19 protein-coding genes are annotated in these 24,532 nt (G+C 70.0%); 8 read left to right on the plus strand and 11 right to left on the minus strand.

What is annotated here, in order from left to right:
- Window positions 1-815 precede the first annotated feature (815 nt).
- Window positions 816-2,144 carry a tachylectin-related carbohydrate-binding protein gene (locus ABZ567_RS20850; RefSeq protein WP_360792039.1) on the plus strand — a complete coding sequence of 443 codons (1,329 nt, stop codon included), beginning with the start codon at window positions 816-818 and terminating at the stop codon, window positions 2,142-2,144.
- Between the two features lie 389 nt (window positions 2,145-2,533).
- Window positions 2,534-3,142, plus strand: coding sequence for an SGNH/GDSL hydrolase family protein (locus ABZ567_RS20855; RefSeq protein ID WP_360792042.1), 609 nt, complete (start codon window positions 2,534-2,536; stop codon window positions 3,140-3,142).
- 374 nt (window positions 3,143-3,516) lie between these two features.
- Here the strand turns inward: ABZ567_RS20855 and ABZ567_RS20860 are convergent, their stop codons facing one another.
- Both ABZ567_RS20860 and ABZ567_RS20865 read right to left on the minus strand, forming a co-directional pair.
- A complete protein-coding gene (locus tag ABZ567_RS20860) occupies window positions 3,517-3,969 on the minus strand; it encodes a hypothetical protein (RefSeq protein ID WP_360792045.1) in 453 nt (150 codons plus the stop codon).
- Between the two features lie 69 nt (window positions 3,970-4,038).
- A complete protein-coding gene (locus tag ABZ567_RS20865) occupies window positions 4,039-4,524 on the minus strand; it encodes a hypothetical protein (protein ID WP_360792048.1) in 486 nt (161 codons plus the stop codon).
- Window positions 4,525-4,778: 254 nt separating this feature from the next.
- On the opposite strand from ABZ567_RS20865, the gene ABZ567_RS20870 reads away from it, so the two are divergent.
- From ABZ567_RS20870 to ABZ567_RS20885, 4 genes are all read left to right on the plus strand, one after another.
- The gene (locus ABZ567_RS20870; protein ID WP_360792051.1) at window positions 4,779-5,753 is read left to right on the plus strand and encodes an LAETG motif-containing sortase-dependent surface protein; all 975 of its coding nucleotides are present in this window, start codon (window positions 4,779-4,781) and stop codon (window positions 5,751-5,753) included.
- Between the two features lie 443 nt (window positions 5,754-6,196).
- Window positions 6,197-6,646, plus strand: a complete 450-nt coding sequence (locus ABZ567_RS20875) for a peptidoglycan-binding protein (protein ID WP_360792328.1) — start codon at window positions 6,197-6,199, stop codon at window positions 6,644-6,646.
- Between the two features lie 276 nt (window positions 6,647-6,922).
- Entirely contained in the window at window positions 6,923-7,546 is a 624-nt protein-coding gene (locus tag ABZ567_RS20880; protein WP_360792054.1) for a histidine phosphatase family protein, read from the plus strand.
- 233 nt (window positions 7,547-7,779) lie between these two features.
- A complete protein-coding gene (locus ABZ567_RS20885) occupies window positions 7,780-8,541 on the plus strand; it encodes a hypothetical protein (protein ID WP_360792057.1) in 762 nt (253 codons plus the stop codon).
- 732 nt (window positions 8,542-9,273) lie between these two features.
- Here ABZ567_RS20885 and ABZ567_RS20890 read toward each other — a convergent pair.
- From ABZ567_RS20890 to ABZ567_RS20900, 3 genes are all read right to left on the minus strand, one after another.
- Entirely contained in the window at window positions 9,274-9,651 is a 378-nt protein-coding gene (locus ABZ567_RS20890) for a hypothetical protein (RefSeq protein WP_360792059.1), read from the minus strand.
- A 546-nt stretch (window positions 9,652-10,197) separates the two neighbouring features.
- Window positions 10,198-10,965 carry a dienelactone hydrolase family protein gene (locus ABZ567_RS20895; protein ID WP_360792062.1) on the minus strand — a complete coding sequence of 256 codons (768 nt, stop codon included), beginning with the start codon at window positions 10,963-10,965 and terminating at the stop codon, window positions 10,198-10,200.
- A gap of 178 nt (window positions 10,966-11,143) precedes the next feature.
- Entirely contained in the window at window positions 11,144-11,743 is a 600-nt protein-coding gene (locus tag ABZ567_RS20900; protein WP_360792064.1) for a TetR family transcriptional regulator, read from the minus strand.
- 168 nt (window positions 11,744-11,911) lie between these two features.
- On the opposite strand from ABZ567_RS20900, the gene ABZ567_RS20905 reads away from it, so the two are divergent.
- Window positions 11,912-13,357: an FAD-dependent monooxygenase gene (locus ABZ567_RS20905; protein ID WP_360792067.1), complete on the plus strand. Its 1,446-nt coding sequence runs from the start codon at window positions 11,912-11,914 to the stop codon at window positions 13,355-13,357.
- A gap of 838 nt (window positions 13,358-14,195) precedes the next feature.
- On the opposite strand, the gene ABZ567_RS20910 is transcribed toward ABZ567_RS20905, so the two are convergent.
- Entirely contained in the window at window positions 14,196-14,528 is a 333-nt protein-coding gene (locus tag ABZ567_RS20910; RefSeq protein WP_360792069.1) for a hypothetical protein, read from the minus strand.
- 108 nt (window positions 14,529-14,636) lie between these two features.
- Here ABZ567_RS20910 and ABZ567_RS20915 point away from each other — a divergent pair, with 108 nt between their 5' ends.
- Window positions 14,637-15,488, plus strand: coding sequence for an arylamine N-acetyltransferase (locus ABZ567_RS20915; RefSeq protein ID WP_360792071.1), 852 nt, complete (start codon window positions 14,637-14,639; stop codon window positions 15,486-15,488).
- 235 nt (window positions 15,489-15,723) lie between these two features.
- Here the strand turns inward: ABZ567_RS20915 and ABZ567_RS20920 are convergent, their stop codons facing one another.
- The 5 genes from ABZ567_RS20920 to ABZ567_RS20940 form a co-directional block, all read right to left on the minus strand.
- Window positions 15,724-18,147 carry a glycoside hydrolase family 3 C-terminal domain-containing protein gene (locus tag ABZ567_RS20920; RefSeq protein ID WP_360792073.1) on the minus strand — a complete coding sequence of 808 codons (2,424 nt, stop codon included), beginning with the start codon at window positions 18,145-18,147 and terminating at the stop codon, window positions 15,724-15,726.
- 495 nt (window positions 18,148-18,642) lie between these two features.
- The gene (locus ABZ567_RS20925) at window positions 18,643-21,228 is read right to left on the minus strand and encodes a family 78 glycoside hydrolase catalytic domain (RefSeq protein ID WP_360792075.1); all 2,586 of its coding nucleotides are present in this window, start codon (window positions 21,226-21,228) and stop codon (window positions 18,643-18,645) included.
- Window positions 21,229-21,271: 43 nt separating this feature from the next.
- Complete coding sequence (locus ABZ567_RS20930; protein WP_360792077.1) at window positions 21,272-22,159, minus strand: carbohydrate ABC transporter permease; 888 nt, start codon at window positions 22,157-22,159, stop codon at window positions 21,272-21,274.
- Between the two features lie 5 nt (window positions 22,160-22,164).
- Window positions 22,165-23,049 carry a sugar ABC transporter permease gene (locus ABZ567_RS20935; protein ID WP_360792079.1) on the minus strand — a complete coding sequence of 295 codons (885 nt, stop codon included), beginning with the start codon at window positions 23,047-23,049 and terminating at the stop codon, window positions 22,165-22,167.
- Window positions 23,050-23,139: 90 nt separating this feature from the next.
- Entirely contained in the window at window positions 23,140-24,450 is a 1,311-nt protein-coding gene (locus ABZ567_RS20940) for an extracellular solute-binding protein (RefSeq protein ID WP_360792081.1), read from the minus strand.
- Window positions 24,451-24,532: the final 82 nt, after the last annotated feature.

Raw genomic sequence — 24,532 nt, forward strand, 5'->3', positions numbered from 1 at the left:
TCATCGCCGGGATCCGCCCGGCACGCGGTCCGGACGCCCGCGGCCGCCCATCCGCAGGAACCTTTTTGCTCGCCGACGACCAGGACCTCGACTTCGCGCGTGGCACTTCGTGGGACGGCGGGAGGCGGACGGTCCGCCGCTCGGTTGCGTGTGGCTCTCGACCCCGGAGGCGGGTGACCTGTTCCAGACCCGGGCCCCTCGCGGCGCCGACCGCTACGAGACCGCTCGCCCTGTATCCGGGGCGGGAGAAGGACGGCGTCCGTGACGAGGGACCGAGCAACTCGGGGTCCCACCGGTCCTCCCGTTTCCGCCCGACGCCGTGGCCCACAGGGCGGGAGTGCTGGATGGTCTTCCCACAGCGGGACCAACACTGCCCAGTGCCCTGCGGGCTCTCCACCTTCTGCCTGAGTCGGCCGCCCATGGTACGCGGGCGATGACGGCCGCCGAGCGCGCCGCCGGCGACCGGCCTGCTCAACGCGTCCCCGCCCCCAGGCCCGTCGGGCACCTGGAGCCCCGGCTCCCCCGGCGGTGCCTCGGACCCGGCCCGGCCGGTCCCGGCAGGCACAGAGGGCCGGCGCAGAGGCGTGAGTCTGCGGCGCTGGCCCTTTCGCGTGCTCACGGCCGTGCCGTCCCCATGCCAGAAGGCCCGGGCGCACGTCGTCATCGTCGGCGTCCGTCCTCGTGTCGAAGGCGGTGATGCGCATGAGGGCGCGCACAACCTTTCGTGGCGTCACGGGTCAAACAGGTGCACGGGAAGCGGGTCGGCGCTCCGTGAGCATCAGATCCCTCCGCATCCGGGGGGCGAGGAGGATTTCATGGCACGTGTGCCTACGGCAGTGGTGGCGGCGGCGTTGATCGCCGCGGTGGCGCCGGTGACGTTCGGGGGATCGGCGGCCTTCGCCGCGCCCGCGATGCAGGCCGCCGTCACGACGGCGGAGGTCGGGACGGTCGTCCAGGACGGCGGTCCTGTGGCCGTTCCGGCGGGCGAGGAAGGGGCGGTGGCGCTGCGGTTCACGGCCTCGCTGCCGACGGGGGTCCAGGGGCCGTTGACCGGGGTCCTCCGGCTGCCCACCACGCTCACCGAGCTTGCGGGAAGCTCGCCGGTGAGCGAGAACGTGATCCGTTCCACCTGTTCGGTCGACGGCGTCGCGTACGGCGAGTGCCGGTGGAACATGCCCTACGTGCACGACATGCAGGATGTCGATCCCCCGTCTCTCGACCTTCCGACGGTGACCGCCGCAGGCACCCTTGCCTACACGGTCACCCTGGACGCCGACGCGAGTGCGCTCGCCCTGATCGACAAGGAAGCCCGGGTCGAGCTGAAGGACAGCACGGGCGCGGTGGTGGCTCGGGGAACGGTCGGCCTCGACTTCGTCCCCGGGACGCCTCCGCCGCGGCTGCGCGGCACCGTACACGCGCGGGACGCGTACGGCGTGCTGTGGCGGTACGAGGGCACGGGCGACGTCACCAGGCCGTTCGCCGCGCGCAAGCGCGTCGGTGGCGGCTGGAACGCCTACACCGCCGTCACCCCGGTCAGGAGCGCCAGGGCAGATGGCCAGGGCTCCCTCGTGGCCCGCGACAGGGCGGGTGTGCTCTGGTACTACGCGGGCACCGACGATCCTTCCGCGCCCTTCGCGCCGCGGAAGCGGGTCGGTGGCGGCTGGAACGTCTACACGGCCCTCGTCGGCGTCGGCGACGGCGGTCTGGTCGCCCGCGACAAGGAGGGCGTGCTCTGGCGCTACGAGCCTGGGTACGGCGGCGTTCCGTTCACACCGCGGCAGCGGGTGGGCGGCGGCTGGAACACGTACACCGCCCTGACCATGAACGGTGCCGGGGACGGTGTTCTGGGCCGTGACAAGGACGGCGCGCTCTGGAAGTACGAACGCACGGGCATCATTCCCGGTCCGCCCTTCGAAGCGAGACAGCGCGTCGGCGGCGGGTGGAACATCTACACCGCCATCGCCGGTGCGTCCGACCTCGGACGTGACAGGAACCCCGACCTCGTCGCCCGCGACCGCAACGGGAAGCTCTGGCTCTACCAGGGCGTGCGCAAGCCCCTGCCCCACGGGCAGTACAGCCTCGTCCCCGGCCCCACCCGGAGCGTGGTCGGCGGCGGATGGAACACCTACAACCTGATCTTCTGAGCTTCCGCTCCCCCGGCCGTCACCTCTCGTGGCGAGGCCGGACGGTCTGCCTGAGTGCTGGTCCGTCCGGTCCGGCAGACCCCGTCGGCTCAGGGCGTGCTGAACGGTGCCGGCCCTCGGCGGGTATCCGGCCCGGCCCGTCGGGGTGGAGGTGACCTGCTCGCGCGGAAGGTCGAGGCCCAGTCCGATGGCCTCGACGGACAGGACGGGCCCATTGCACGGCAGTGGGCCCACGGCGGATGCCGGGTCCGGATGATCACGTCTTGCGGGGTTCGATGTCCTGAGCCTCCGGAGCTGTTTGCACGGACGATCTTGACCGGGCAGCATAGCCCGACGACGGGACACCGTGGCCGCCGGGAGTCGCGGCGGCCGGGCGGGAGGAGCGCGGAATGATCAGGCTGGCGGACGGCCCCATGACCTGGGTGGCGACAGGCGACAGCATCACTCAGGGCGTCCTGCACACCCACGGCGGCCGCGGCTGGGTCGAGCACCTGCACGAGCGGGTCCGCTGGCAGCTGGACCGGCTCACCGACATCGTGGTCAACACCGGTGTCTCCGGCTGGGGCGCGGTCGACGTGCTGGCTGCCCACGAGCGGCTCATCGGCCGATTCGATCCCGATGTCCTGTCCGTGTCCCTCGGCACCAACGACTGCCTCGCCGGAGAGGACGGCCTGCCCGCGTTCCACGACGCGATGCGCCGGATCGTCGCCGGGGTGAGCCCGAGGACGCAGGTCGTGCTGCACACGCCCGCCCTGGTGGGTTTCTCGGGCAGGGAGCGACGCGCGGCACTTCCCGCGTACTGCCAGGCCGTACGGGAGATCGCCGAGGACACCGGCGCGCTCCTCGTGGACCACGAGACGCACTGGCGGAAGCACCACGGCACGGCCGACCCCATCGCGTGGCTCGACGACGCAGCCCACCCCAACGCGGTCGGCCACCTGCAGATGGCCGAACACACCCTGCATACGCTGGGCCTGGGCGGGCTGGACCCCCTCTAGGGACTGTCCGAGGAGTCGTGTGAGCTTGATCAGGGCTGTGGGCTAGGAGGCGACCCTGGGGGTGGTCGTGCCAGCGTGAGTGCTGGCAGTCCGCATCCTGGGCGCCGGGCTGCGTACGGTCCCATTCCAGCAGGCTCCGCGCCGACCGGTCCGCGAGGGTGGCGAGTTCACCGGACGGCGGCGCGGGCCGACCACGTCGAGTCGGGTAGCCCTCCTGGTACGCGGACACGATCCGCGCCAGGGTCACCGAGCGCCCGGGCAACCGGAGCCGTCGGGTCTGAAGCCTGTGCGACGTCGGCCTCCGAAACCCGGCTCCGACCGGCTTTCGGAGGCCTCGGAGGCCGACGTGGGTCGTTTCAAGAGAGTGTCGGCGGTCAGCGCTTGACGCCACGCGCCTTCATCCACAGAACGTTGAACTCCTCGGGCGTGAGGTCGGCCGGCCGGCCCTCGGGGGCGGCGTCCGGCGTCGTCTCCTCGCGCCAGTCCGACGGAAGGGCCGCGAGCACGCCAGAGGCGTCCCGGCGCACCGCGCGCAGTGGCTCGCCGCGGAAACTCTCGGTGTACTCCGTGATGCCGCCGGGGCAGCCTGACTCACTGATCGTCGTCCCGGTGGCGTCGAAGTCGTCCGGAACGGTCCGGAGGGCGAGCAGCTCCAGGTTCCACACCAGCACGCGCACCCGCTGCCCGTCGGCGTCGACGCAGCGGTATTCGGGGTCGAAGTCGTCGACGAACTCGAGTGCCGTGTCGAGCTCAGCGGGGTCGGACAGGGTCTGGGTCTCCCCCTCGTCGTCCGTGAAGAGAAGAGGGAAGGAGGGGACGTGGGACATGGACCTCAGTTCCTTCGTACGTGTGTGAAGAGAAACGGGCGCCGGCCGGAAGGGTTCCGGCCGGCCGCCCTACGGTGCATCCGGATCATCCGACAAGGGTCGGACCTCGGCGGTCAGAAACGCTTCCACCAGGGTCGGCCGTCGTTGTACGGCTGCCACGGCCGGTGCCGGCCGGTGCCGGCCGGTGCCGGGACGCCGGTGGTAGTGCCACCTCTTCCACCAACTGCCGCCGGACCAGTTGTGCCGGTGGTAGTGGATGCCGAACTTCCGCTGGCCCTTCCAGCTGAAGTCGCACTCGCCACCGCCCGTGTTGGGGAAGCGGCCGCAGCGGATCTTGCTGTTGCGCCAGACGCTCTTCGCTCCGCGCCACAGCTTCTTGCCGCCGCGCCAGATCTTCTTGCAGTGCTTCCAGCAGGCGACGGCGCCGCGGACGGCGACCCACACCCAGCGGCCGTCGAGGTCGAACTTGTTCCTCGGGTCCGCGTAGGCGTCGGCGGCTGCGCGCTGGATGGCGAGTGGGGTGGGTAGTCCGTGGGCGGCGTTGGCGACGACCATTGCTGGGCGGTGACGAGCCGCTCCAGGCCCTCCAGCGCCGTGAGCCGCTGAGCGACGGCCTTCACAGAAGTCGGGCCAGATCCGCTTCACGTGAACGAAGCCTGCAGCCCCCCATTGACATGCCTAGTTAAATGTCGGACCATCCGTTCGGCCTTCAAGTGATCATTTCGGGCCATTCTTTTCGAACTCCCAGGTCGATAAGCCCCTTTCGGTGGCCAGAATCGGCCTGCCCTGTGTCAAGGGTGGAACCTCATATGTCAGCAGTTGTGGCGCGTCGCGCTGTCGTCGGCGGCACGGCCGCCGTCTGTCTGGTCCTCGCCGGCGGTTCCGGCGCCCGGGCCCAAGGGACGCCGGGCGGTGACGGCTGGGAGAAGCGGAACGCCGGGTCGTACCAGGCGGCAAGCTCGGTCCCGGCGCAGGACACCAGCGGGGACTGCGAGTTCTCCCTGGACGGCGAGGCATGGGCAGCTGCCGTGAAGGTGGACGACCTGTCCCTCAAGCCGGGCGCCGACGGCAAGGTGCACATCCAGGTCCGGCCCGCCCAGGGCGCTGCCGACTGCACCGTCTCCCTCGCCTCGTACCGCACCCACGGTCCGACGTGGAACACCTCCGGGCTCCAGGTCTTCCACCACTTCGACAGTGCGTCGGTCACGAGCGGCGCGACCGACTCCCTTGACATCTCCGTCCCCGACGCCGGGTGTTACGCGCAAGTGGACCTGTACCGCGGCAGCGTGAAGTACGACGGACGGCACGGCGCCGACGACGGCTTTGAGCACGGCGACCTGCCGGAGGGCCCGGGCAAGCCGGTCATCAAGGAGAAGAACATCAGCTGGTGGAACGGCGGGAGCCGTGATTGCACCGCCGAGAGCACCCCCACCCCGAGCACGACCACGACGGCCCCGTCCACTCAGGAGCCCACCCCCAGCACCACCCCTGAGGCCGGTACCAGCTCGGCGACCTCGGTCTCGCCGTCGGACGAGGCCCCCGCGCCGAGCGACACCCCGGACGAGACCCCGTCCTCGTCCGAGACCGTCCCGTCGGACACCCCGACCCCGTCCGTGACCCCGGACGCCTCCGGCGGCGCGGCCGCGCCGCCGGCATCCGGCGACGACCTGGCAGAGACGGGCGGCGGGAACGTCACCGTGATCGCAGGCATCGCCGCAGGTCTGCTGGCCCTGGGCGGCGGGCTGGTCTTCCTGCGCCGCCGGAACGTGAACACGCGCGCCTGACCACCCACCACCTGCGTGAGGATCGCAGCATGACGCCCCGCCCCGACGAGGTTCCCACCTACATCTGCCCGGTGCCGGACTTCGCCGGAGCGGACCAGGTGGTCGATGTCGAACTGGTCCGACCCTACGTACCCACCGTCGCAGCACCCGCAGTCGGTGCAAGGCAGCCGACGGACATAGCCCTGCTCGACGGACGCGGCTCCCTGGCGGCGCCCGCACAGCCGCCTTGCTGCGACACCCACAGGCGTGGTCGCAGCAAGCGCAGGCTCACAACCGGGCGACGCCTGGGCACAGCAGGCCTCTTCCTGGCCGCCGTCCTCGGCGGCGCACTGTACGTTCTGGATGTCGGCAAGGACGCAGGGCCGCATCCTTCCGACGCCGGTCACGACGATCCGCAGGTGGCCAGCCTTCCTGGATTGTCCGGCTCTACACCGGTCTCACCCATGCCCAAGACCGACGCCGCCACCCCAGCAGTTCAGGGGCCGGGCCGGACATCGACCAGCACTGCCCTGCCCGCCGCCCCTCATCCCCTCCAGAGTGACGCGCCCGTCACGGGCTCCCCCGCAGACGCCGGCCCGACACCGAGTGTTGCCCCCTCGCCTCATGACAATCCTGCCCAAGGACACAGCTCGACACCGAGCAGGACACAAGAACCCGCGGAACCGAGCTCCCGGACCGAACCCCGAACCCTCAGCAGGGGTGACACCGGGCCCGATGTCACGAGACTGCAGCAACTGCTGTACGGCCAGGGGTTCACCTACGTCACCGTCAACGGCACCTACGACGAGGCCACCCGCCGCGGCGTCGTGCAGCTCCAGAGGGACCGGGGCCTCACAGGGGATCCCAAAGGCGTGTACGGGCCCGCCAGCCGTGCGTCCCTGGAAGGGACATAACCACGACGCCTCCATGGCCATGATCCGCGTTGCGGTCTGCTGGGCGGCGGTGCGAGGAAGACCGTTGACGTCAACCCGGTGCCGTTCCCCTGCCGGGGTTTGGGCAGCGACGGGTTCTCCGGCACGTCGGCATGGTTGGCACTCGGCCGTGTCTGTTGGATCTTGGCGGCATGTGCGACGCGTTGAGCCCTCTCATGAGTACCAGCCTCACGCGGAACCGGCCTGGACGCTTCGGCGTCACCCCACGCAAGATCTACTCCCATGGAGGACTCGCGCATGATCCGCACAGCCGTCCGGTATCTGTACCTCACTCGGCACGGCGAGGCCACGTCGGACGAGACCGAACTGACGGAGGCTGGCCGCCGCCAGGCCACCCTACTCGGAGAGCGGCTGCGTGGGGTCCCGCTGACGGCGATCCACCACGGGCCGCTCTCCCGTGCCGCACAGACCGCGCGGCTGGTCGGTGAGCAGCTCGACGGCGTCCCCCTGCAGCCCGCCGCAACGGCCGGCGACTACATCCCCTACGTGCCGTCGCGCGAGGAACTGCCTTCAGAGACGGCCGATGCCGTGCTGGACTTTCTGAACCACTTCCCAGTCGAGGATCGCAAGCAAGGTCCCGGCCTTGCGGAGGCAGCGCTAGCGCAGTTCACCGGGCCCGTCGTCGGCGACGAGCCACGCCACGAACTTGTCGTCACACACAACTTCCTCGTCGGCTGGCTCTTGCGTGCCGCCTTCGACGCCCCGAAGTGGCGCTGGATGGGCATCAACCACGCCAACGCGGCATTGACCGTCATCCGTTATGCGCCCGGCCGTCCCCCGGCGGTTCTCCTCTTCAACGACACCGGCCATCTCCCCGCTGAACTCCGCTGGACCGGCTTCCCGCAGGAGCTCCACATCTGAGATCTCAGCTCCCGCTTCCGAGTCACCTTGCGGACCAGATATGCATTCCGGCGGCGTGGAGCGCCGCGAGGTGGATGGTGGCGGTCCGGCCGCCCGACTGCGGATGGACGGCTTCGGCATCGGCGGAATGCAGGGCATGGTCCCGGGGCGTTGTGGGTCGTTTCGCCCGGATGGGGGCCTGCGCCAAGTAGCATCCGGCAGCAACACCTATCCCCTCGTAAGGAGTCGATTGCATGCCCGACGAGCCGATCAGCACCTCGATTCAGACCAAGTACGCGGAGCAGCTCGCCGCTGACCTTGCCACTAACCAGTCCGCGCAGGCCACTCTGATCGGTCGGCTGAACCTGCTGAAGGAGGAGGAGAAGTGGCTCGCCACGACGTTGGATTCCCTGCCCTCGTCCGCCGGCGAGTCGGCGGACGAAGGCGTTGCGGCTGACGCCGGTACAGAAGATGTCTCCGTGCCGCAGCCGAGGGCCAGGGAGACCACGGACACCGCTGCGTTGAAGCAGGCTCCGACGAAGAAGACCACCGCAGTCAAGCGTCCCGCCAAGGCGGCTCCCGCGAAGAAGGCCCCCGCTGTCGTTGAGGACGCCGAGGTCGAAAAGGCGCCCGTTGCCAAGAAGGCTGCGGCAGCGAGGACGGCGGCCCAGAAGCCGGTCGTCAGGAAGACCACGGCGGCGGCGAAGAAGGCCGTGAAGCCGACGGGCCCCACGCTCGGTGAACTCCTCAAGGAACTCCTTGCCCGGCAGCCTGGTGAGCCGAAGAAGGTCAGTGAGATCAGCGCCGAACTGAAGACAGCCCACCCCGAGCGCGCAACATCGGACCAGACCGTCCGCAATACCCTGGAGAGACTGGTGAAGGACGGCCTGGAGAAGGACACCCGCCAGGGCCTCGTCCTCTACACCTGGCCCACGGCCGAAACCCCTGCTCCAGCCGCTGTCGCGGAGCGGGCGAAGGACGAGGAGCCCGCCGAGGCGGACCTGGCCGGAGTCTGAGCAGCGCGGCCGCAGGAGGCTGTCGCGGGCGCAAGCGCCGCAGAGGGCCGGAGTAGCAGGAACTCGGTCACCTGCTGTCCCCTGCGGCCGCCTCACAGGTCGGCCCGGGCACGCAAGGGCACCGTAGCCACTTGCTGCCCAGCGCACATGAGGGTGATCACCGGGGGTGCCTTCCCGCGTTCACACCGATCGTTTCCCCAGCCGGGTGTCGCGAGATGCTCAGGAGTGCGTCCTGCAGGGAGAGGGGAAAAGCCGTGGCAGTCGGCGTTGCATCTCTCCGGGGTCGGCGAAGTCGCAGTCGTCGCCCGTGTCGTCGGCCCACGAGCTCGTGCACGAGGGGCGGTGGGACTTCGAGGGCTTCGGCTACGTGGTCCTGGACGAGCCGGACGAGCGGACGGGGGCTTGCGCCACCTGTACGTGGCGCTGACGCGTGCGATGAGGCGACCGTGCGCGAGATGCCGAAGGCTGTCGGACCGGGGCCAAAGCATGGTGGCGGTCCGACAGCCGGGAGCCCAGCGCGTGCGCCGGTACGGCTCCTCGGGGGCACGGCTCGGGGGTGCTGCCGAACCATGAGGCCAGCCTCGGGGACCGGGGAGCGGCGCGCCAGGATCGTCCACTCCTCACGTGCTGCCCAGACCTGCTCCCGCACACCGGTCAGTGGCGGGAATGACGATCCGGACACCGGACTGCTCGTGCGCTGCCCCGGCCTGCCACCCCGCGTGTCGGGCTACGTCAGCAGGGGCGGCCGGCCGGGTCGTCACCGACGTTCACATTGCCGCCCCACACGTACACGTGGTGGCGCGTGGGCTCCGCCATGCGCCCGTCCACTACGTGCCCGTGGTACCAGACGTCCGTGCCGTACGTGCCGATCCGCACGTACTGGCCGCGCACGTAGCACAGCCCGTCCATGTAGTAGCGGGCCACCGTCGAACCAGTGTTGAGGACCAGGGTGCTGCTCGTGGTGGGGGCCGTGCGGACGTTGCTGTTCGTCTGGAGCGAGACGTAGAAGTTGCTGGTGCCGGCGTGTGCGGTGCCGGTCGCGCCGGACATGACGAGGGCGGCGCCGGCGGCGGCGCCGGCGAGGGCGCGTCGGACAGTGAGCTGGGACATGTTCTCTCCGTCGGGTCCTGGGCCCCTGCGGGCCGAAGGGGGCTCGTCCCAAGGACGGGCCTGGGGACGCCTCCGTATGACTCGGTGCTCGAGATGTCGGAGACCTGCCGATCTCACAGCGCGGCAGCAGTCAGCCGGAGGGGATGACGGTCAGCTCGCCGAATCCTCGGACGGCAGAGCAGGCAGAGCCGGCGCACATCCAGGGAAAAGCCGCCGGGGCAGTGGGCGTCCCGGGGTCAGGGCCGTGGCGTCGAAGGCGAGGGCCGTCTCCCTGCACACCACCCACGCCGGTCGGTGCATCTTCCACTTCGCCCGCCCCGCCCCCTCGCCCCGGGCCCGGTCACGGAACGCGCCTCCGCCATGGCCGGCCTCGCCCCGCTACGCCCTGGCCAACGCGCAGACCACCCCCATGGACCGCGTCATCGCGCGGCAGATGGACTTGCGCAAGTCCTCCATGCGCGGTCAGAAAACCTTCGACCCGCACACCCTCCCCATCCCCGGTCCCCACCGCCGCCCCCCGCTGTGCGGACTTGACGGGAGGGACTGTCAGTGTCCGGCGCCGGCATGCTTACCTGGGTCATGCCCCGGATCCGCCGTCACGGGCAGGCACTCGGCGAGCAGGTCGACGACGTCGCGCCAGGCTCGCTGCGCGTGCCGTGGGTGGTAGCCGACGCCGGGGACCGTGGGGTGGTCGACCGGTGGGTGGTGGAAGCCGTGCAGGGCGCCGCCGTACACCGCAAGACGCCAGTCGACGCCCGCGGCCTGCATCTCAGCGGTGAACGCGTCCCGTTGCGCGGGCGGCATGATCGGGTCTTCCGACCCGACGCCGGCCCACACCGGGCAGCGAATGCGCGCCGCCTCGCCCGGCCGGCCCGTGGTCAGTGCGTTGACAGTTCCGATGGCGCGCAGGTTGACGCCGCCGCGCCCGAGTTCCAGCCCGACGGCGCCCCCGGTGCCGTAGCCGACGGCGGCGATCCGGTCGGGGTCCGTCCGCGGTTCGGTGCGCAACACGTCGAGCGCCGCATGGCCGATGCCCCGCATCCGGTCGGGATCAGCGAGCAGCGGTAGGCAACGGGCCAGCATCTCCTCGGGGTCGCCCAGATAGCGCCCGCCGTGAAGGTCGAAGGCCAGTGCCACATATCCCAGTTCGGCGAGAGCATCGGCCCGGCGGCGCTCGACGTCGCTGAGCCCCATGCCCTCTGGTCCGAGCAGCACCGCGGGTCGGCGGTCGACACCGGCCGGGAGCGCGAGGTGCCCGATCATCGTCAAACCGTCGGCCGGATACTCGACCGTACGCGTCGTCATCGTCGTCATGAGACTGGACTGTAGTGATCGTCGGACCCGGTCCGGCCGCTGTTCTGCCGCTGGCGGAACGGCACGCGTGCCCCACTGAGATACGGGGGCTGGGCTCAGGGTTCCAACCTCATCCCGTTGCCCCTCTGGCGCGAATATGGTGTCCGTGGCCGCGGCGGATACGCGTGCCCGGCCAGCCTCACGGGCTCGACGCGGTCAGGTACCGCTGGATCGTCGGTGCCAGCCATGCCACGATCTCCGCCCGCGCCAGCCCCACCGCCGGCGGCATCCGCAGCACGTACCGCGTGAGCGCCAGCCCCAGCAGCTGGGACGCCATGAGTGCCGCCCGTGCCGGGACCTGCTCGGGGTCGGGGCACACCTGCCGGGCGACCGGCAGCAACTGGTCCCGCAGGATGCCCTGCATGCGCTCCGCCCCGGCCTGGTTGGTCACGCCGACCCGCAGCAGAGCGGTGAGGACCTCGTTGTCCTCCCACATGTCGAGGAAGTGCTCGACGAGGATCCGCCCCGCGTCCTGCCGGCGGTCCGCCCCGCTCACGTCCGGCAGCCGCAGGTCGATGGCGACGGCCGCCGCGAAGAGGCCCTCCTTGTTGCGGTAGTACCGCATCACCATCGACGGATCGATGTTCGCGTCCTTGGCGATGGCGCGGATGGTGGCTCGCTCGTAGCCGTCGGTCGCGAAGCGCTCGCGGGCCGCCGCGAGGATCGCGCCGCGAGTGGCGTCGGAGCGGCGGGGGGCGCCGGAGCCGGGAACCGTGGAGGTGCTGTCGCTGACGCTCATGCCAACAAGCGTAGGCCAGTGCACGAAGGTCAACAAGTGTCGTCAACGATTGTTTGCCAACAAGCGTTGACATGCCTGTTACCGCCTCGCTAAATTTCCCAACAACCGTTGGCCAACATTTGTTGGCGTCAAGGGACGGCAGGCAAGCGTCGGCAACAGGAGGCCACCGTGAACGGCACCGCCACCCCTCGCGCCGTAATCGTCGTCGGCTCCGGCCCCACCGGCCTCCTCCTCGCCGGTGACCTCGCCACAGCCGGGACCACCGTGACCCTCGTCGAGAAGCGGCCGCGCAAGATCAGCAACCTCTCCCGCGCCTTCGGCGTGCACGCCCGCACCCTGGAGCAGCTCGACGCCCGCGGTCTCGCCGACGAGCTCCTCACCACCGGGGACACCATCACCGGCCTGCGGCTCTTCCGCCGCCTCACCCTCGATCTGAGCACGCTGCCCTCGCGTTTCCCGTTCCTGCTCATCACCCCGCAGTACGAGGTCGAGCGGCTCCTGGAACGGCGGGCGCGGGAGGCCGGGGTCGAGTTCGCGTACGAGAGCGAGGTCGTGGGGCTGCGGCAGGACGGCGAGGGGGTCGGCCTCGACGTGCGCGGCGCCGACGGAGCGGTCGTCACCCGCCGGGCGGCCTATGTGGTCGGCGCCGACGGTCACCGGAGCGCCGTGCGGGAGGCGATCGGCCTCGACTTCCCCGGTGTCTCCGTCATCAAGTCGCTGATTCTGGCCGATGTCCGGCTGGCCGAGCAGCCCGAGGGCGTCCTCACCGTCAACGGACGCGGCGACACCTTCGCGATGATCGCCTCCTTCGGCGACGGCTGGTACCGGGTCATGGGCTGGAACCGCCACAACGAGGTCTCCGACGACGCCCCGCTCGACCTCGACGAGGTCAAGGAGATCACCCGCCGTGCCCTGGGCTCCGACTACGGCATGCACGACGCCCGCTGGCTCTCCCGTTTCCACAGTGACGAGCGCCAGGCACCGCACTACCGGGTCGGGCGGGTCTTCCTCGCCGGGGACGCCGCGCACATCCACTCCCCGGCCGGCGGGCAGGGCATGAACACCGGTCTCCAGGACGCCGCCAACCTGAGCTGGAAGCTCGCCGCGGCCGTCCAGGGCCGGGCGCCCGAAGGGCTCCTCGACAGCTACGAGGCCGAGCGCCACCCGGTCGGCAGGGCCGTGCTGCGCAGCAGTGGCGGACTGGTCCGGCTGGCCCGCGCGCGGAATCCGCTGGTGCGTGCCGCCCGCGCCCTCGTCTCCGCGTTCGCCGGCATGGCCCCGCCCGTCCAGCGCAAGGCCGTGGGCCAGATCAGTGGGATCGGCTACGCCTACCCCGCCCCCCGCGGCGCCCACCGCCTCACCGGCACTCGCGCCCCCGACGTGGCCCTCAGGGACGGCCGGCTCTACGAGGCGCTGCGTGGCGGCCGGTTCGTGCTGATCACGCCCGGGACGTACGAAGGCCCCGGTGTCCGTGAGGGGTGGCTGACCGTGGAGCGCTGGGCGGGCGACCGCCGGACGACCGTCCTGGTACGGCCCGACGGATACGTGGCCTGGGCGGCGGAGGGTGCGGACGCGGCGGGGATCGGGGAGGCGGTGGCCCGGTATCTGGGCTGAGGGCCTGCAGAGAATCGACATGCTGACTTGATCTCTGTGAGGTCGCTGACGGTGAGGACCGCGGTGACGGCGGGGGGGGTGCGGAGCCGGGTTGTCGAGGGTGGGTTGGCGCGGCCGGTCTCGGCGCTACGTACCCCGTCCCGCGCTCAGGGCCGACAGCTCAGCGATCGGGAGAGAAGCGCACTCGCACGGCGAGGAGGTCACCCGACGAATCCAGATCGGCGAGCACCGGGAAGAAGCCGTCGCCCTAGCTCGTCATCGCGCACAGTACTCGAGCGTCACCGAATTGCACGGATCCGGCCTCGACGGGCGAAGCACGTACCTCGCGCATGATCTGCCAGTGGTGGGAGTGCGGTCGGAAGTCCACGGCCATGCGCCGTCCGCCCTCGTCCTTCCATCGGGACAGAGCACGTGCTCTTGCCCATGTCGGCCCTCCGCAGGCGGATGGCTCAGCTGTCCGACGGCCCCCGACAACTCGACGACCCGCAACACACCCGGCATCAAAAAGTCGCTGTGGACCCTCCACGATTCCACCTGCACTGCACGCCGACCAGTTCGTCCTGACTGAACCTCGTGGCGCGTGGTTGGCCGAGCTCGCACAGAAGAAACGCGAGCATGGAGTCGACCGCCCGGTCCAGACCCCCGAACGCACCATCCGGGCCTGGCTCGCCGAATGGAACGATCACCCGCGGCCCGTCCTCTCGACGAAGAGAGCCGACAAGGTCCTCGACGAAGTCGCCGCCTACTGCCACCTACCGGCTGACTCAGGTCACTCGTGGTGAAAGGTGAGAACGACCGGGCGGCGACAACCTCGTCCTGCTGCTGGCCTCGAACGGCATCACTCAGCGATCTCCGTGTGTGCCGGTCCCGAGTCGTAACGGTCGAGAAACTCGTTCGGCGGGAGGTCGAGCACATGGAGCTTCGAGAACACCTCCGTACCCGCGCCCACCTCCTCGTCGACGTCGGAGATCCGGTATGCCTGCATCATGTCGAGGACTTCGAAGTCGCTCTCCCCCGCGTACTCGGCCGACTCCCGCTCAGCCAGCTCGAGGGCGTCGTCGAGGGACCGCGCTCGGAACAGGACGACGCGCTCCTCGTAGGGGCGGTTTTCCCAGGTTGGCCAGCGGTAGAAGGTTCTGACGCCGTACCACCCCTTCGGCTCTTGCTTCATCGCCGGTCTGCCATGTCCTCTCGCGCTACACCCTGAATCACTGTAGAGAAGGATCCACTCTCACAACAGGCCCTAGGATGATCATCCGTTTGAACGGTGAGGGAGAGCATGATCGACGTCGACGGGTACTTGACCGTGCTGGGGGTGGCCCGGCCCGCCGCCCCGACCCTCACGTCGCTGTGTGCGCTGCACCGGGCGCAGGTGGAACGGGTCACATACGAGAATGTCGACATCCATCTGGGGCGTCCGACGGGCATCGGCGCCGCGGAATCCGTTGCCCGGATCCTGCGCGGGCGCGGCGGCTACTGCTTCCATCTCAACGGCGCCTTCGGCGCGCTCCTGGCGGCACTGGGCTACGACGTCACCCTCCACCGGGCCGGGGTTCAGGGCACTCCCGGGGATCCCGCGGGCGCGACCGGTGACCATCTGGCGCTCACCGTGCGGCTCGACGGTGAGCGGTGGCTGGTCGACGCCGGGCTCGGCGACGCGGTGCACGAACCGCTGCCCCTGCGCGAAGGCAGTTACGTCCAGGGGCCGTTCACCTACAAGATGGCCCCATCGGCGGCGGAGCCCGGCGGTTGGCGGTTCAACCATGACCCCCGCGGCTCGTTCACTGCGATGGACTTCGCGCCGGACCCTGTCGAGCTGTCCTCCTTCGCCGCGGAACACGCCCGGCTGTCCACTTCCGCCGAATCCGGCTTCGTCCGGGTCCTCACCGCCCAGCGCCGCGACGCCAAGGGTGTGGACGTGCTGCGCGGCCGCGTGCTGCGCCGGGTCGGCACCGGGGGCATGGACGAGTGGACCATCGCCTCGCCCGACGAGTGGTACGACGTACTGACCGGCGTGTTCCGCCTGGACCTGACCGACGTCGCCGCCTCCGCGCGGGCGGAACTGTGGCACCGCGTCCACACCGCGCACCAGGGGTGGAAGGCCGCCCGGCAGCGCGCGACCACGCGCTGACCGGACGGCCGCCTCGTCGGCTTCTTCCCGCTGTGGCTGGACCTCTACGGCCCGCTCGTGCACGGCTTCCTTCTGCCTGCCGTGAAAGTGGTCCGGTCCCGTGGCCCGCGCCCGGAGCCGTAACGCTCCATCCACCCTGACGCCGGCATCGCACGGTCGACGCCGGCCCGCCGAGGTTGGTGTACAGCTAGGCGACAGGAACCCACCGCCGGCCTACCGTCTCTCCCCTGCTCCGTCAGTTGATGGCGATTGCCCTCTGCCCGGTCACGGTCCGGGAGTCCCGTGCGGTGGCGAAGGTGTGGAGGCCCGGGACGAGGGTCCAGGTTCCGGCGTTCCAGACGGTCAGGTCGTCGGCGGGGATGGTGAAGGTGACGCGCTGGTTGACGCCGGGGGCGAGGGTGAGCTTGCGGAAGGCGACGAGGCGGCGTGGTTCGGCTGCCGCCCCGGCCGGGAGGGTGGCGTAGATCTGGACGACGTCGGTGCCCTGGCGGTTTCCGCTGTTGGTGACGGTGACCGAGAGGGTCACCGTCTTGGCGGTGGCGTTGTAGGCAGCTTCGAGGGCGCCGTGGGCGAAGGTCGTGTAGGACAGGCCGTGCCCGAAGGGGAACTGGGGCTGTTGTCCCTTGTCGTCGTAGTAGCGGTAGCCGATGGCGGTGCCCTCGTCGTAGGAGACGGTGGCGTTCGCACCGGGGTAGGTCGCGGCAGTGGTGCCGGGACCCTGCGCGGGGCTCGCGGGGAACGTGACGGGCAGCCTGCCGGAGGGGTCACTGTCGCCGAAGAGGACGGCGGCGAGCGCGGTGCCCATGCCGCGGCCTCCGTACCACGCCTGGACGACGGCTTCGACGTCGTTCAGCCAGGGCATCGCCACGGGCCCGTCGGTGTTCAGGACGACGATCGTGCGGGAGTTGGCGGCGGCGACGGCGCTGATGAGCTGGTTCTGGTCCGCGGGAAGGGTGAGCTGCTCGTGGTCCATCGCTTCGCCCGCGATGCGGTTGACGAAGACGACGGCGGCGTCGGCGGTGCGCGCGGCCTGGACGGCGGCGGGGATCAGGGAGGCCGGCTGCCAGCCGAGCGTGAGTCCGCACGTGCCCTGGTCGGCGGTGGCGTTGCTGTAAGTGAGCTCGATGGAGACGGCCTTGCCTGCGGTGAGCTCGATCGTGCCCTGAAGGGGGTAGTCGTAGGTGCCCAGGAAGAAGCGGCGGGTGCCTCGGGAACCGGAGACCACCGTGACGCCCCCGATCTTCAGCGTGGCGGTGCCGGCCGGCAGGAGGGAAAAACGGTGGAGGCCGGTGTGGGTCGGGGTCAGGGTCCCCGACCAGGTGGCGGACCAGACCGTGGGGAGGTTCTCGACCGGGGCGCTGGTGAAGTCGATGACGCTGTCGGTGCGGGTGGCGGCCGGGGTGCCGGTGGGCTGGGCGGAGGCGTAGTAGCGGCCGGTGAGACCGGCGGCTCCGCCGGAGGTGCGCAGCGCGGAGGCCGGGACGGTGGTCAGCGGGACGTCGCCGGTGGTCCCCTGAGCGTGGGTGACGGTGGTGCCGCCGCCGACGCGTGCCCTGATGGCCTGGAGGGGGGTGGTCCAGGTGCCGGGGTCGACGTAGGTGGAGCCGGCGACTCCGGTGAGGGCGTCGGTGCCGGCCGGGCCGATGACGGCGAGCGACCGGAGGGAGGACGGCAGCGGCAGCGCCGAGGAGCGGTTCGCGAGCAGGACGGTGGAGGCGAGGGCCGCTTCGTGGGCGAGGCTCTTGTGTGCGGCGGTACTGACGTCCGGGGCCGGAGCGGGGACGGGGTTGTCGACGAGTCCGTTGGCGAACATGGTCACGAGGATGCGGCGGGCCGCGTCGTTGAGCCTGGCGGCGGATATGGCCCCGCCGGTGAGTGCGCCGGGTGCGAGCTTGACGCCGCCGGGGCCGAGTCCGGCGAGGTCCATGCCGGCCTTGGCGGCGGCGACCTGGTCGTCGCCGGCCCAGAAGTCGGGGACGGTGTAGCCCTGGAGGCCCAGGCGGTTCTTGACGTCGGCGAAGAGGGTGGGGTGCTGGGTGGCGAAGGTGCCGTTGATCTTGGGGTAGGCCATCATCACCGAGGTGGTGGGCGCGGCGGCGATCACGCGGCGGAAGGGCGCCTGGTACATCTCGTGCATGGCACGGTCGGGCACCCGGGTGTCGGTGAAGAAGCGGTTCACCTCCTGGGTGTAGGCGGCGAAGTGCTTGACGGTGGCGGTGACCTGACGGCTCTGCATGCCGGTGGTGAGGGCGGCGCCGAGGCGGCCGGCGAGCAGCGGGTCCTCGCCGAGGCTCTCGGCCTGGCGCCCGAAGTGCCAGGTGCGGGTGACGTCGACGGTGGGTCCGAGGAGGGTGTTGTAGCCCTTGGCGCGTCCTTCGGTGCCGATGGCGACGCCGATACGCCGGGTCAGGTCCTCGTCGAACGTCGCGGCCTGGGCGAGGGGCACGGGGAAGGCGGTGACGTTCTGCTCGCCACGCAGTCCGGCGGAGGCGTCGACCATGGTGAGCGCGGGGATGCCGAGGTGCGCCAGGGCGGCGAAGTCGCAGCGGACGAGGGACTCCTTCTCGGCGGACGTCATCCGTGCGAGAACGGCATCGACGCGGTCGACGACTCGGGGATCGGCGGCGGCGATTGCTTGAACGGTGGCTCCAGGGCTCATGGTGGCGACTGCTGCTGTGGCAGCGGCGGCAGACAGGAAGGCGCGTCGGTTCACGGCGACTCTCCGGACGATAGGGATGACGGGCGGGACCCGCAGATTCGGATGCTGCAATCCGGCTGTAGGGGAATTCGCCGGTTTGCTCAGCGTCCCCCTCGAGGACTTCCCGCGTCCCGCGGGAACCTACAGGGGTTTTCAGGCGCCTCGCTCTCAGCACCTCACGCAATCCGAAAAGTTATGACCACGAACGCTTCGGGTCAACCCGCCGGACGTGATGAATTCTCGGACAGCAACTTGACCTGCATCGACATCGTTTTCTTATTCCACATGGAGAATTCGGCAGACCGTCTACCCAAGAGCCTTCGGGGCGCCATACAGATATTCGATGACTCTCATCTGTTCCATGGATAGGGGTGGTCACCTTTCACCGATATACACGTGCCCGGCATGGCTGTGAAGCCATGCCGGGCCGTCTCCCATGCTCTCAGATATCGCCGATCATCCTTCAGATGATGTCGACGGGCCGAGGGTGTGTGTTCCTGCGGCGAGTCTGCTGGGTGCACGCCCGGGCAGTTCGACGACGGCCGTGCAATTCGGGGGCACGGTGATCTCTGCCTTCATGCCGTCCGCGCTGGTCTCCCAGAACATGGATGCGGTGCCGTGGGGCGTTTCGTGGTGGGTGCGGGCCCAGGTGATACCGCCTCCCGGGCGAGGCCGGAAGGCGAGAGTCCGGGCGCCGGGCGAGGTGACTTCGAGACCGCCGACGACTCGGTGGAGCCAGTCGGCGACGGCTCCGAGGGCGTAATGGTTGAAGGAGGTCATGCCGCCGGGGTTGAGGGTGCCGTCAGGGCGGAGGCTGTCCCAGCGCTCCCAGATCGTGGTGGCGCCCATGGTGACGGTGTAGAGCCAGGACGGGCAGTCGGTCTGCAGCAGCAGCCGGTAGGCGGTGTCGAGATGGCCGGTGTCGGTCAGCGCGTCGCAGATGAGGGGGGTGCCGACGAAGCCGGTGGCGATGCGGGCGCCGTCTTGGGCTACGAGTTCGGCCAGGCGGGCGCCGGCGGCCTGACGTCGGCCGGAGTCCAGAAGGTCGAAGACGATCGAGAGCGCGTACGCCGTGGGGCTGTCGCTGGTCAGGCGGCCGTCGGCGCGGACGTAGCGACGGCGGAAGGCTGTGGTGATCTCCTCGGCCAGCGTGTCGTAGCGGGTGGCGTCACCGGTGTTGCCCAACTCGCGCGCGGCTCGGGCGAGGTGGCGGGTGGAGTGGGCGAAGTAGGCGGTGGCGACGAGGTGCCGGTCGGTGCGGCCCGCGGCGGGGTCGTCGGGCGGCGCGGCCGGGTCGAGCCAGTCGCCGAGCTGGAAGCCGGTGTCCCACAGCCGGTCGGGGCCGGCGAGCTTCTCCACGAGGTCCACCCACGCCTTGCCCATGGGGTAGTGGCGGCGCAGGAGTTCGAGGTCTCCGAAGCGCCGGTAGAGGGCCCAGGGGGTGAGGGTGGCGACGTCTCCCCAGGCGGCTCCGGGCTGGATGGGTGTCCACATCGGTTCGCCGGGGATGACGGGTACGTACCAGGGGATGGTGCCGTCGGGCAGCTGCTCGACGCCGACGTCGGTGAGCCAGGAGTCGAGCATGCCCGCGCAGTCGTAGAGGAAGCTCGCGGTGGGGGCGAAGACCTGGATGTCCCCGGTCCAGCCCAGGCGTTCGTCGCGCTGGGGGCAGTCGGTGGGGATGTCGACGAAGTTGCCGCGCATGCTCCACCTGACGTTCTCGTGGAGCCGGTTGACCATCGGGTCGCTGCATTCGAACCAGCCGGTGCGGCGCATGTCCGTGTGGTGGACGCGTGCGGTCACGGCCTGCGGGTCGAGCTCGCCGGGCCATCCGGTGATCTCCGCGTACCGGAAGCCGTGGAGGGTGAAGCGGGGCTCCCAGGTGTACGGTCCGCCGCCGGGCAGCACGAGGGTGTCGGTGGCGTGGGCCTCGCGCAGGGGCCGGGTGGCGAGGTCGCCGTCCTGGAGGACTTCGGCGTGCCGGAGGGTGAGGGTGGTGCCCTCGGGTCCGTCGGCGGTGACGCGGAGTCGCCCCACCAGGTTCTGGCCGAAGTCGAGCAGGTGTCGGCCGTCGGGGGTCCGGGTGACGGTGACCGGGGGGATCTCCTCCGTGCACCTGACCGGGGGGCCCTGGGGTGCGACGAGGGTCCCGGGGTCCCGGGTACCGGCCCGTACGGGTGTCCAGCCGCCCGGGGCCGCGGCCGGGGTGGACCATCGCGGGTCGTCGAGACGGGCGTCGAAGGTCTCGCCCTCGTACAGGCCGCTGGTCAGGATGGGGCCCACGGCGGCGTGCCAGGTGGGGTCGGTCGCGATCACGATGGTGGTGCCGTCGGTGTAGGTGATCTCTAGCTGCGCGATGAGGGACTGGTCGGTGCCGTAGATGTTGCGGGTGCCGCCGTCTAAGCCGTACGTGCCGCGGTACCAGCCGTCTCCGAGCCACGCGCCGAGGGTGTTGGGGCCCTCGGTGAGGAGCGCGGTGACGTCGTGGGTGCGGTAGCGCAGACGGTGGGGGTAGACCGTCCAGCCCGGGGCGAGCGCTTCGTCGCCGACCCTGGTGCCGTTGATCTCCGCCTCGTACAGGCCGTGGGCGGTGATGTACAGGCGGGCGCGGGCGATCGGCCGGTCGATCCGGAAGTCCTTGCGGACCCGGGCCGGGCGCCGGTCCGCGTCCGGGTCCTCTTCCCAGCCGGCGCCGACGGGTACGGCGATCCAGTCGTCGGGGTCGAGGAGTCCGGCTTCGACGGTGCTCGGCGCGCTCCAGGGTGAGGGTTCCACGTGGGTCGCGGACCAGGTGCGGACGCGGACGACGGCGCGCTCGCGGGAGGCGAGCTGTTCGCCGGGCCAGGGGACGAGGACGTGGTCGGTTCCGGTGACGCGGCCGGTCCGGTGCGTCCGGCCGTCGCGGTGGAGCTCGACCTCGTACGCCTCCTGGTCGTCGGAGCCGGGGGCGGCGGTCCAGGACAGGCGGGGGGTGCCGGTGCCGATGCCGAGACCGTCCGTCAGGTGCTCGAAGCGCACCGGGGAGGGCTGGTGGGGCTGCAAGGAAGGGGCCTTTCGTGTGCTCGGGGGGAGGGCGTTCGGTGGATCAGCCCTTGACCGCTCCCGAGGTGAGGCCCTTCATGACCTTCTGGTTGAGGAAGAGGTAGATCACGAGGGTGCCGAAGACGTTGATGCAGATGGCGGCGAACAGCGGGCCGTACTGGGTGGCGCCGAAGTCGCCGGTGAAGTTGAGCAGTCCGACCTGGATGGTGCGCAGGTCCTGGCTGTTGGTGAAGGTGAGGGCGATGAGCAGGTCGTTCCAGATGAAGAAGAACTGCACAAGGCCGACGGTGAGGAGGGCGTTGCGGACCATGGGGACGCTGATGGTCCAGAAGGCGCGCAGGATGCCGGCGCCGTCGAGGGTCGCCGCCTCGAAGAGTTCCCGGGGGACCGTCTTGTAGTAGGTGGCCATCATGAAGACGGTGAGGGGGAGGCCGGTGCCGGTGTAGGTGAGGATCAGCGGCCACAGGGTGCCGGAGAGACCGGCCTGGAAGTACACCGTGAACAGCGGTAGCAGGATCATCTGCGGGGGGATCATCATGCCCGCGAGGAAGACCAGGAGGGTGAGGCTGCGTCCCTTCCAGACCATGATCTGCAGGGCGAAGCCGGCCGCGGTGCCGAGGAGCAGGATCAGCGCGAGGGCAGGGACGACGGCGAGGAGGCTGTTCTTGACGTAGAGGCCGAGGTTCCCGGTGGTCCACGCCTCGGCGTAGTTGCCCCACTCCCAGGTGGTGGGAAGGCTCCAGGTGGAGTTGTTCAGGTAGTCGCTGTTGGACTTCAGTGATGTGAGGAACATCCAGACCAGCGGGTAGATCTCGACGATCAGGGGGACGCCGACGGCGAGCCGGATCCAGAGCCGGCCGCCCGTCCGACGGGCGGGCCTGCTCGTGCGCCGGTGTCCGGCGGAGGTCTTCAGCGGTGTGTCGATGGCCATGGCGTTCAGCCCTCCGTGATGTCGCGCCGGGAGACGCGGTAGACGGCCAGGCTCACCAGCAGGCACACCACGGTCAGGAGCAGCGCGATGGCGCTGCCGTAGCCGTACTCGCTGTAGGTGAAAGACGTCTGGAACATGTACAGGGTCAGCGGGGTGGTGTCGCTGCCGGGACCGCCGTTGGTGAGGGCGACGACGGAGTCGAAGACCTTCAGGGTGCCGTTGATGCTGAAGACGAGGGACGACATGAGGACCGGCAGGGACAGCGGCAGGACGATGTGGCGGATGAGGCGGAGGCCGGAGGCGCCGTCGAGGCGGGCCGATTCGAGGACCTCGTCGGGGATGTCGACGAGTCCGGCGAAGAGGAGCACGGCGTAGAAGCCCATGGAGCGCCAGATGTCCATGACGATCAGGACCCAGAAGGCGCTGCCGGCGCTCCCGAAGAAGTCGACGGACTCCAGTCCGACGGCGTTCAGCAGGGAGTTGACGGGACCGGTCTGGGGGGCGACCTGGAAGAGCTTCTGGAAGAGCAGGCCGACGGCGACGGTGGGCAGCACCACCGGGAAGAAGACCAGGGTGCGGATGAGCGCCGAGGACTTCTTCAGAAAGAAGACGTACAACAGGGCCAGGAGATAGCCGGCGACGACCTGGCCGGCGGTGACGATGACCGCGTACTTGAGCGTGAACCACAGCGCGTCGTGGACGGCCGGGTCGTCGAGGAGCCGGGTGAAGTTGGCCAGACCGTTGCCGGTGAAGCCCTCGATGGAGTTGCCCTTGGTGAAGGAGTACCCCAGCGACCACACCATCGGGATGAGCATGATCAGTGTGTAGACGAGGAGTGCGGGACCGAGCAGGATCGCGATCGCCCTGCGGTCACCGAGTACGCGGTGCATGAGTGGTGTCCACTTCGTTTCTGGTGAAGGGCCGGCCGAACGAGGCGGGCGGCGCGCCGCGGGCCGGCAGGCCGCCCGACTCGTGGGGGATTACTGGCCGCCGAGCGCGGCCTGGACGTTCTCCATGAACTGCTTCGGGCTCACGCTGCCGTTGACGAGGCCGGCGGCGTTGGTGTTGCTGATCGTGGTCGCCTTGGTGGTGAAGAGGGCCTCGAACCACAGGACGTTCTGCTGGGAGGAGCTGATGGTCTTGCGGACGGTGGTGGTGACCTCGTTCGCGTCCTTGACCGGGGTGTTCACCTTGAAGCCGGAGATGGTCCCGTGGTCATTCAGAGCCGTGCTGCCGTAGTTCTCGGTGATGCAGCCGACCCAGGCACCGGTCTTCTTGTCGAGGTTCTTCGAACCGAGGGTGATGGCCAGGCCTATGTTGGAGGGGTACTGGTCGATGGCCCCGGCGCCGCCCTTGACCGCGGGGAAGGGCATGAAGCCGACGTTCTCGGCGCCGACCTTGTTCTGCTTCGGGTCGGAGATGTTGGCCAGGGCCCAGCTGCCCATGTAGAACATGGCGGACTTGCCGGTGAGGAACTGGTTCATCGCGGTGTCGTAGTCGATGGAGCCGACGCCCTTGCCGAAGTAGCCCTTCTTTCCGAGCGCCGCGATCTCCTCGGCCGCCTTGACGTAGGCCGGGTCGGTCAGCTTGGCGGAGCCGGCGTCGACCTTGTCGAGGGCGTCGGGGCCGAGGCTGCGGTACAGGTAGCCGCTGATGAGGCGGGTCAACGGCCAGCCCTGCGCACCGGACGCGGAGAACGGCTGGACGCCTTTCGCGTTCAGCTTCTCCGCGGCGGCCAGCAGCTCGTCCCAGGTGCCGGGGACGGCGACGCCGTTCTCCTTGAAGAGCTTCTTGTTGTAGAAGATCCCCTCGATGTTGTACTCGTACGGCAGCGCCATCAGTTTGCCGCCGTAGAGGGCCTTGATGGTGGAGACTGCGGCCGGCTCCAGCTGATCGAGGACCCCGAGTCGGTCGAGCTCGAGCTGGATGTCCGCCACCTTGCCGCTCTTGGCGAGTTGCTTGGTCAGCGCGGGGGCGTTACCGGCGGCGAACTGGGCGGGGAGCGCGTCCTGGCCGGCGAGCAGCTGGAGCTTCTGGTCGAGCTGGGCCTGCGGGACGGTCTCCACCTTCAACGGCAGAGCGTCGTTCTCGGCCTTGCAGGTGCCCTTCGAGAGCGTGGTCAGCGCCGTCCGCGTGGTCGTGTTCTCGGTGACACTGAGGTAGGTGAAGTCCTTGGGCGCCGCGGAGGTGCCGCCGCCACCGCCGCCGCAGGCGGTGGCGAGAACGGCCAGGGACATGACGCCGGCCGAGACGAAGGTCAGGCGGCGGGCGCGGATCGTGCGGTGGGGCACTGGTGACTCCCAGGATCGTGAGAGAAGAAGGGGCGCTCAGCGGGCGCAGAGGGCGGCGCGAGGATCAGCCGCGCAGAGACAG

The organism is Streptomyces sp. NPDC016459, from assembly GCF_040632845.1.
GTDB lineage: Bacteria > Actinomycetota > Actinomycetes > Streptomycetales > Streptomycetaceae > Streptomyces.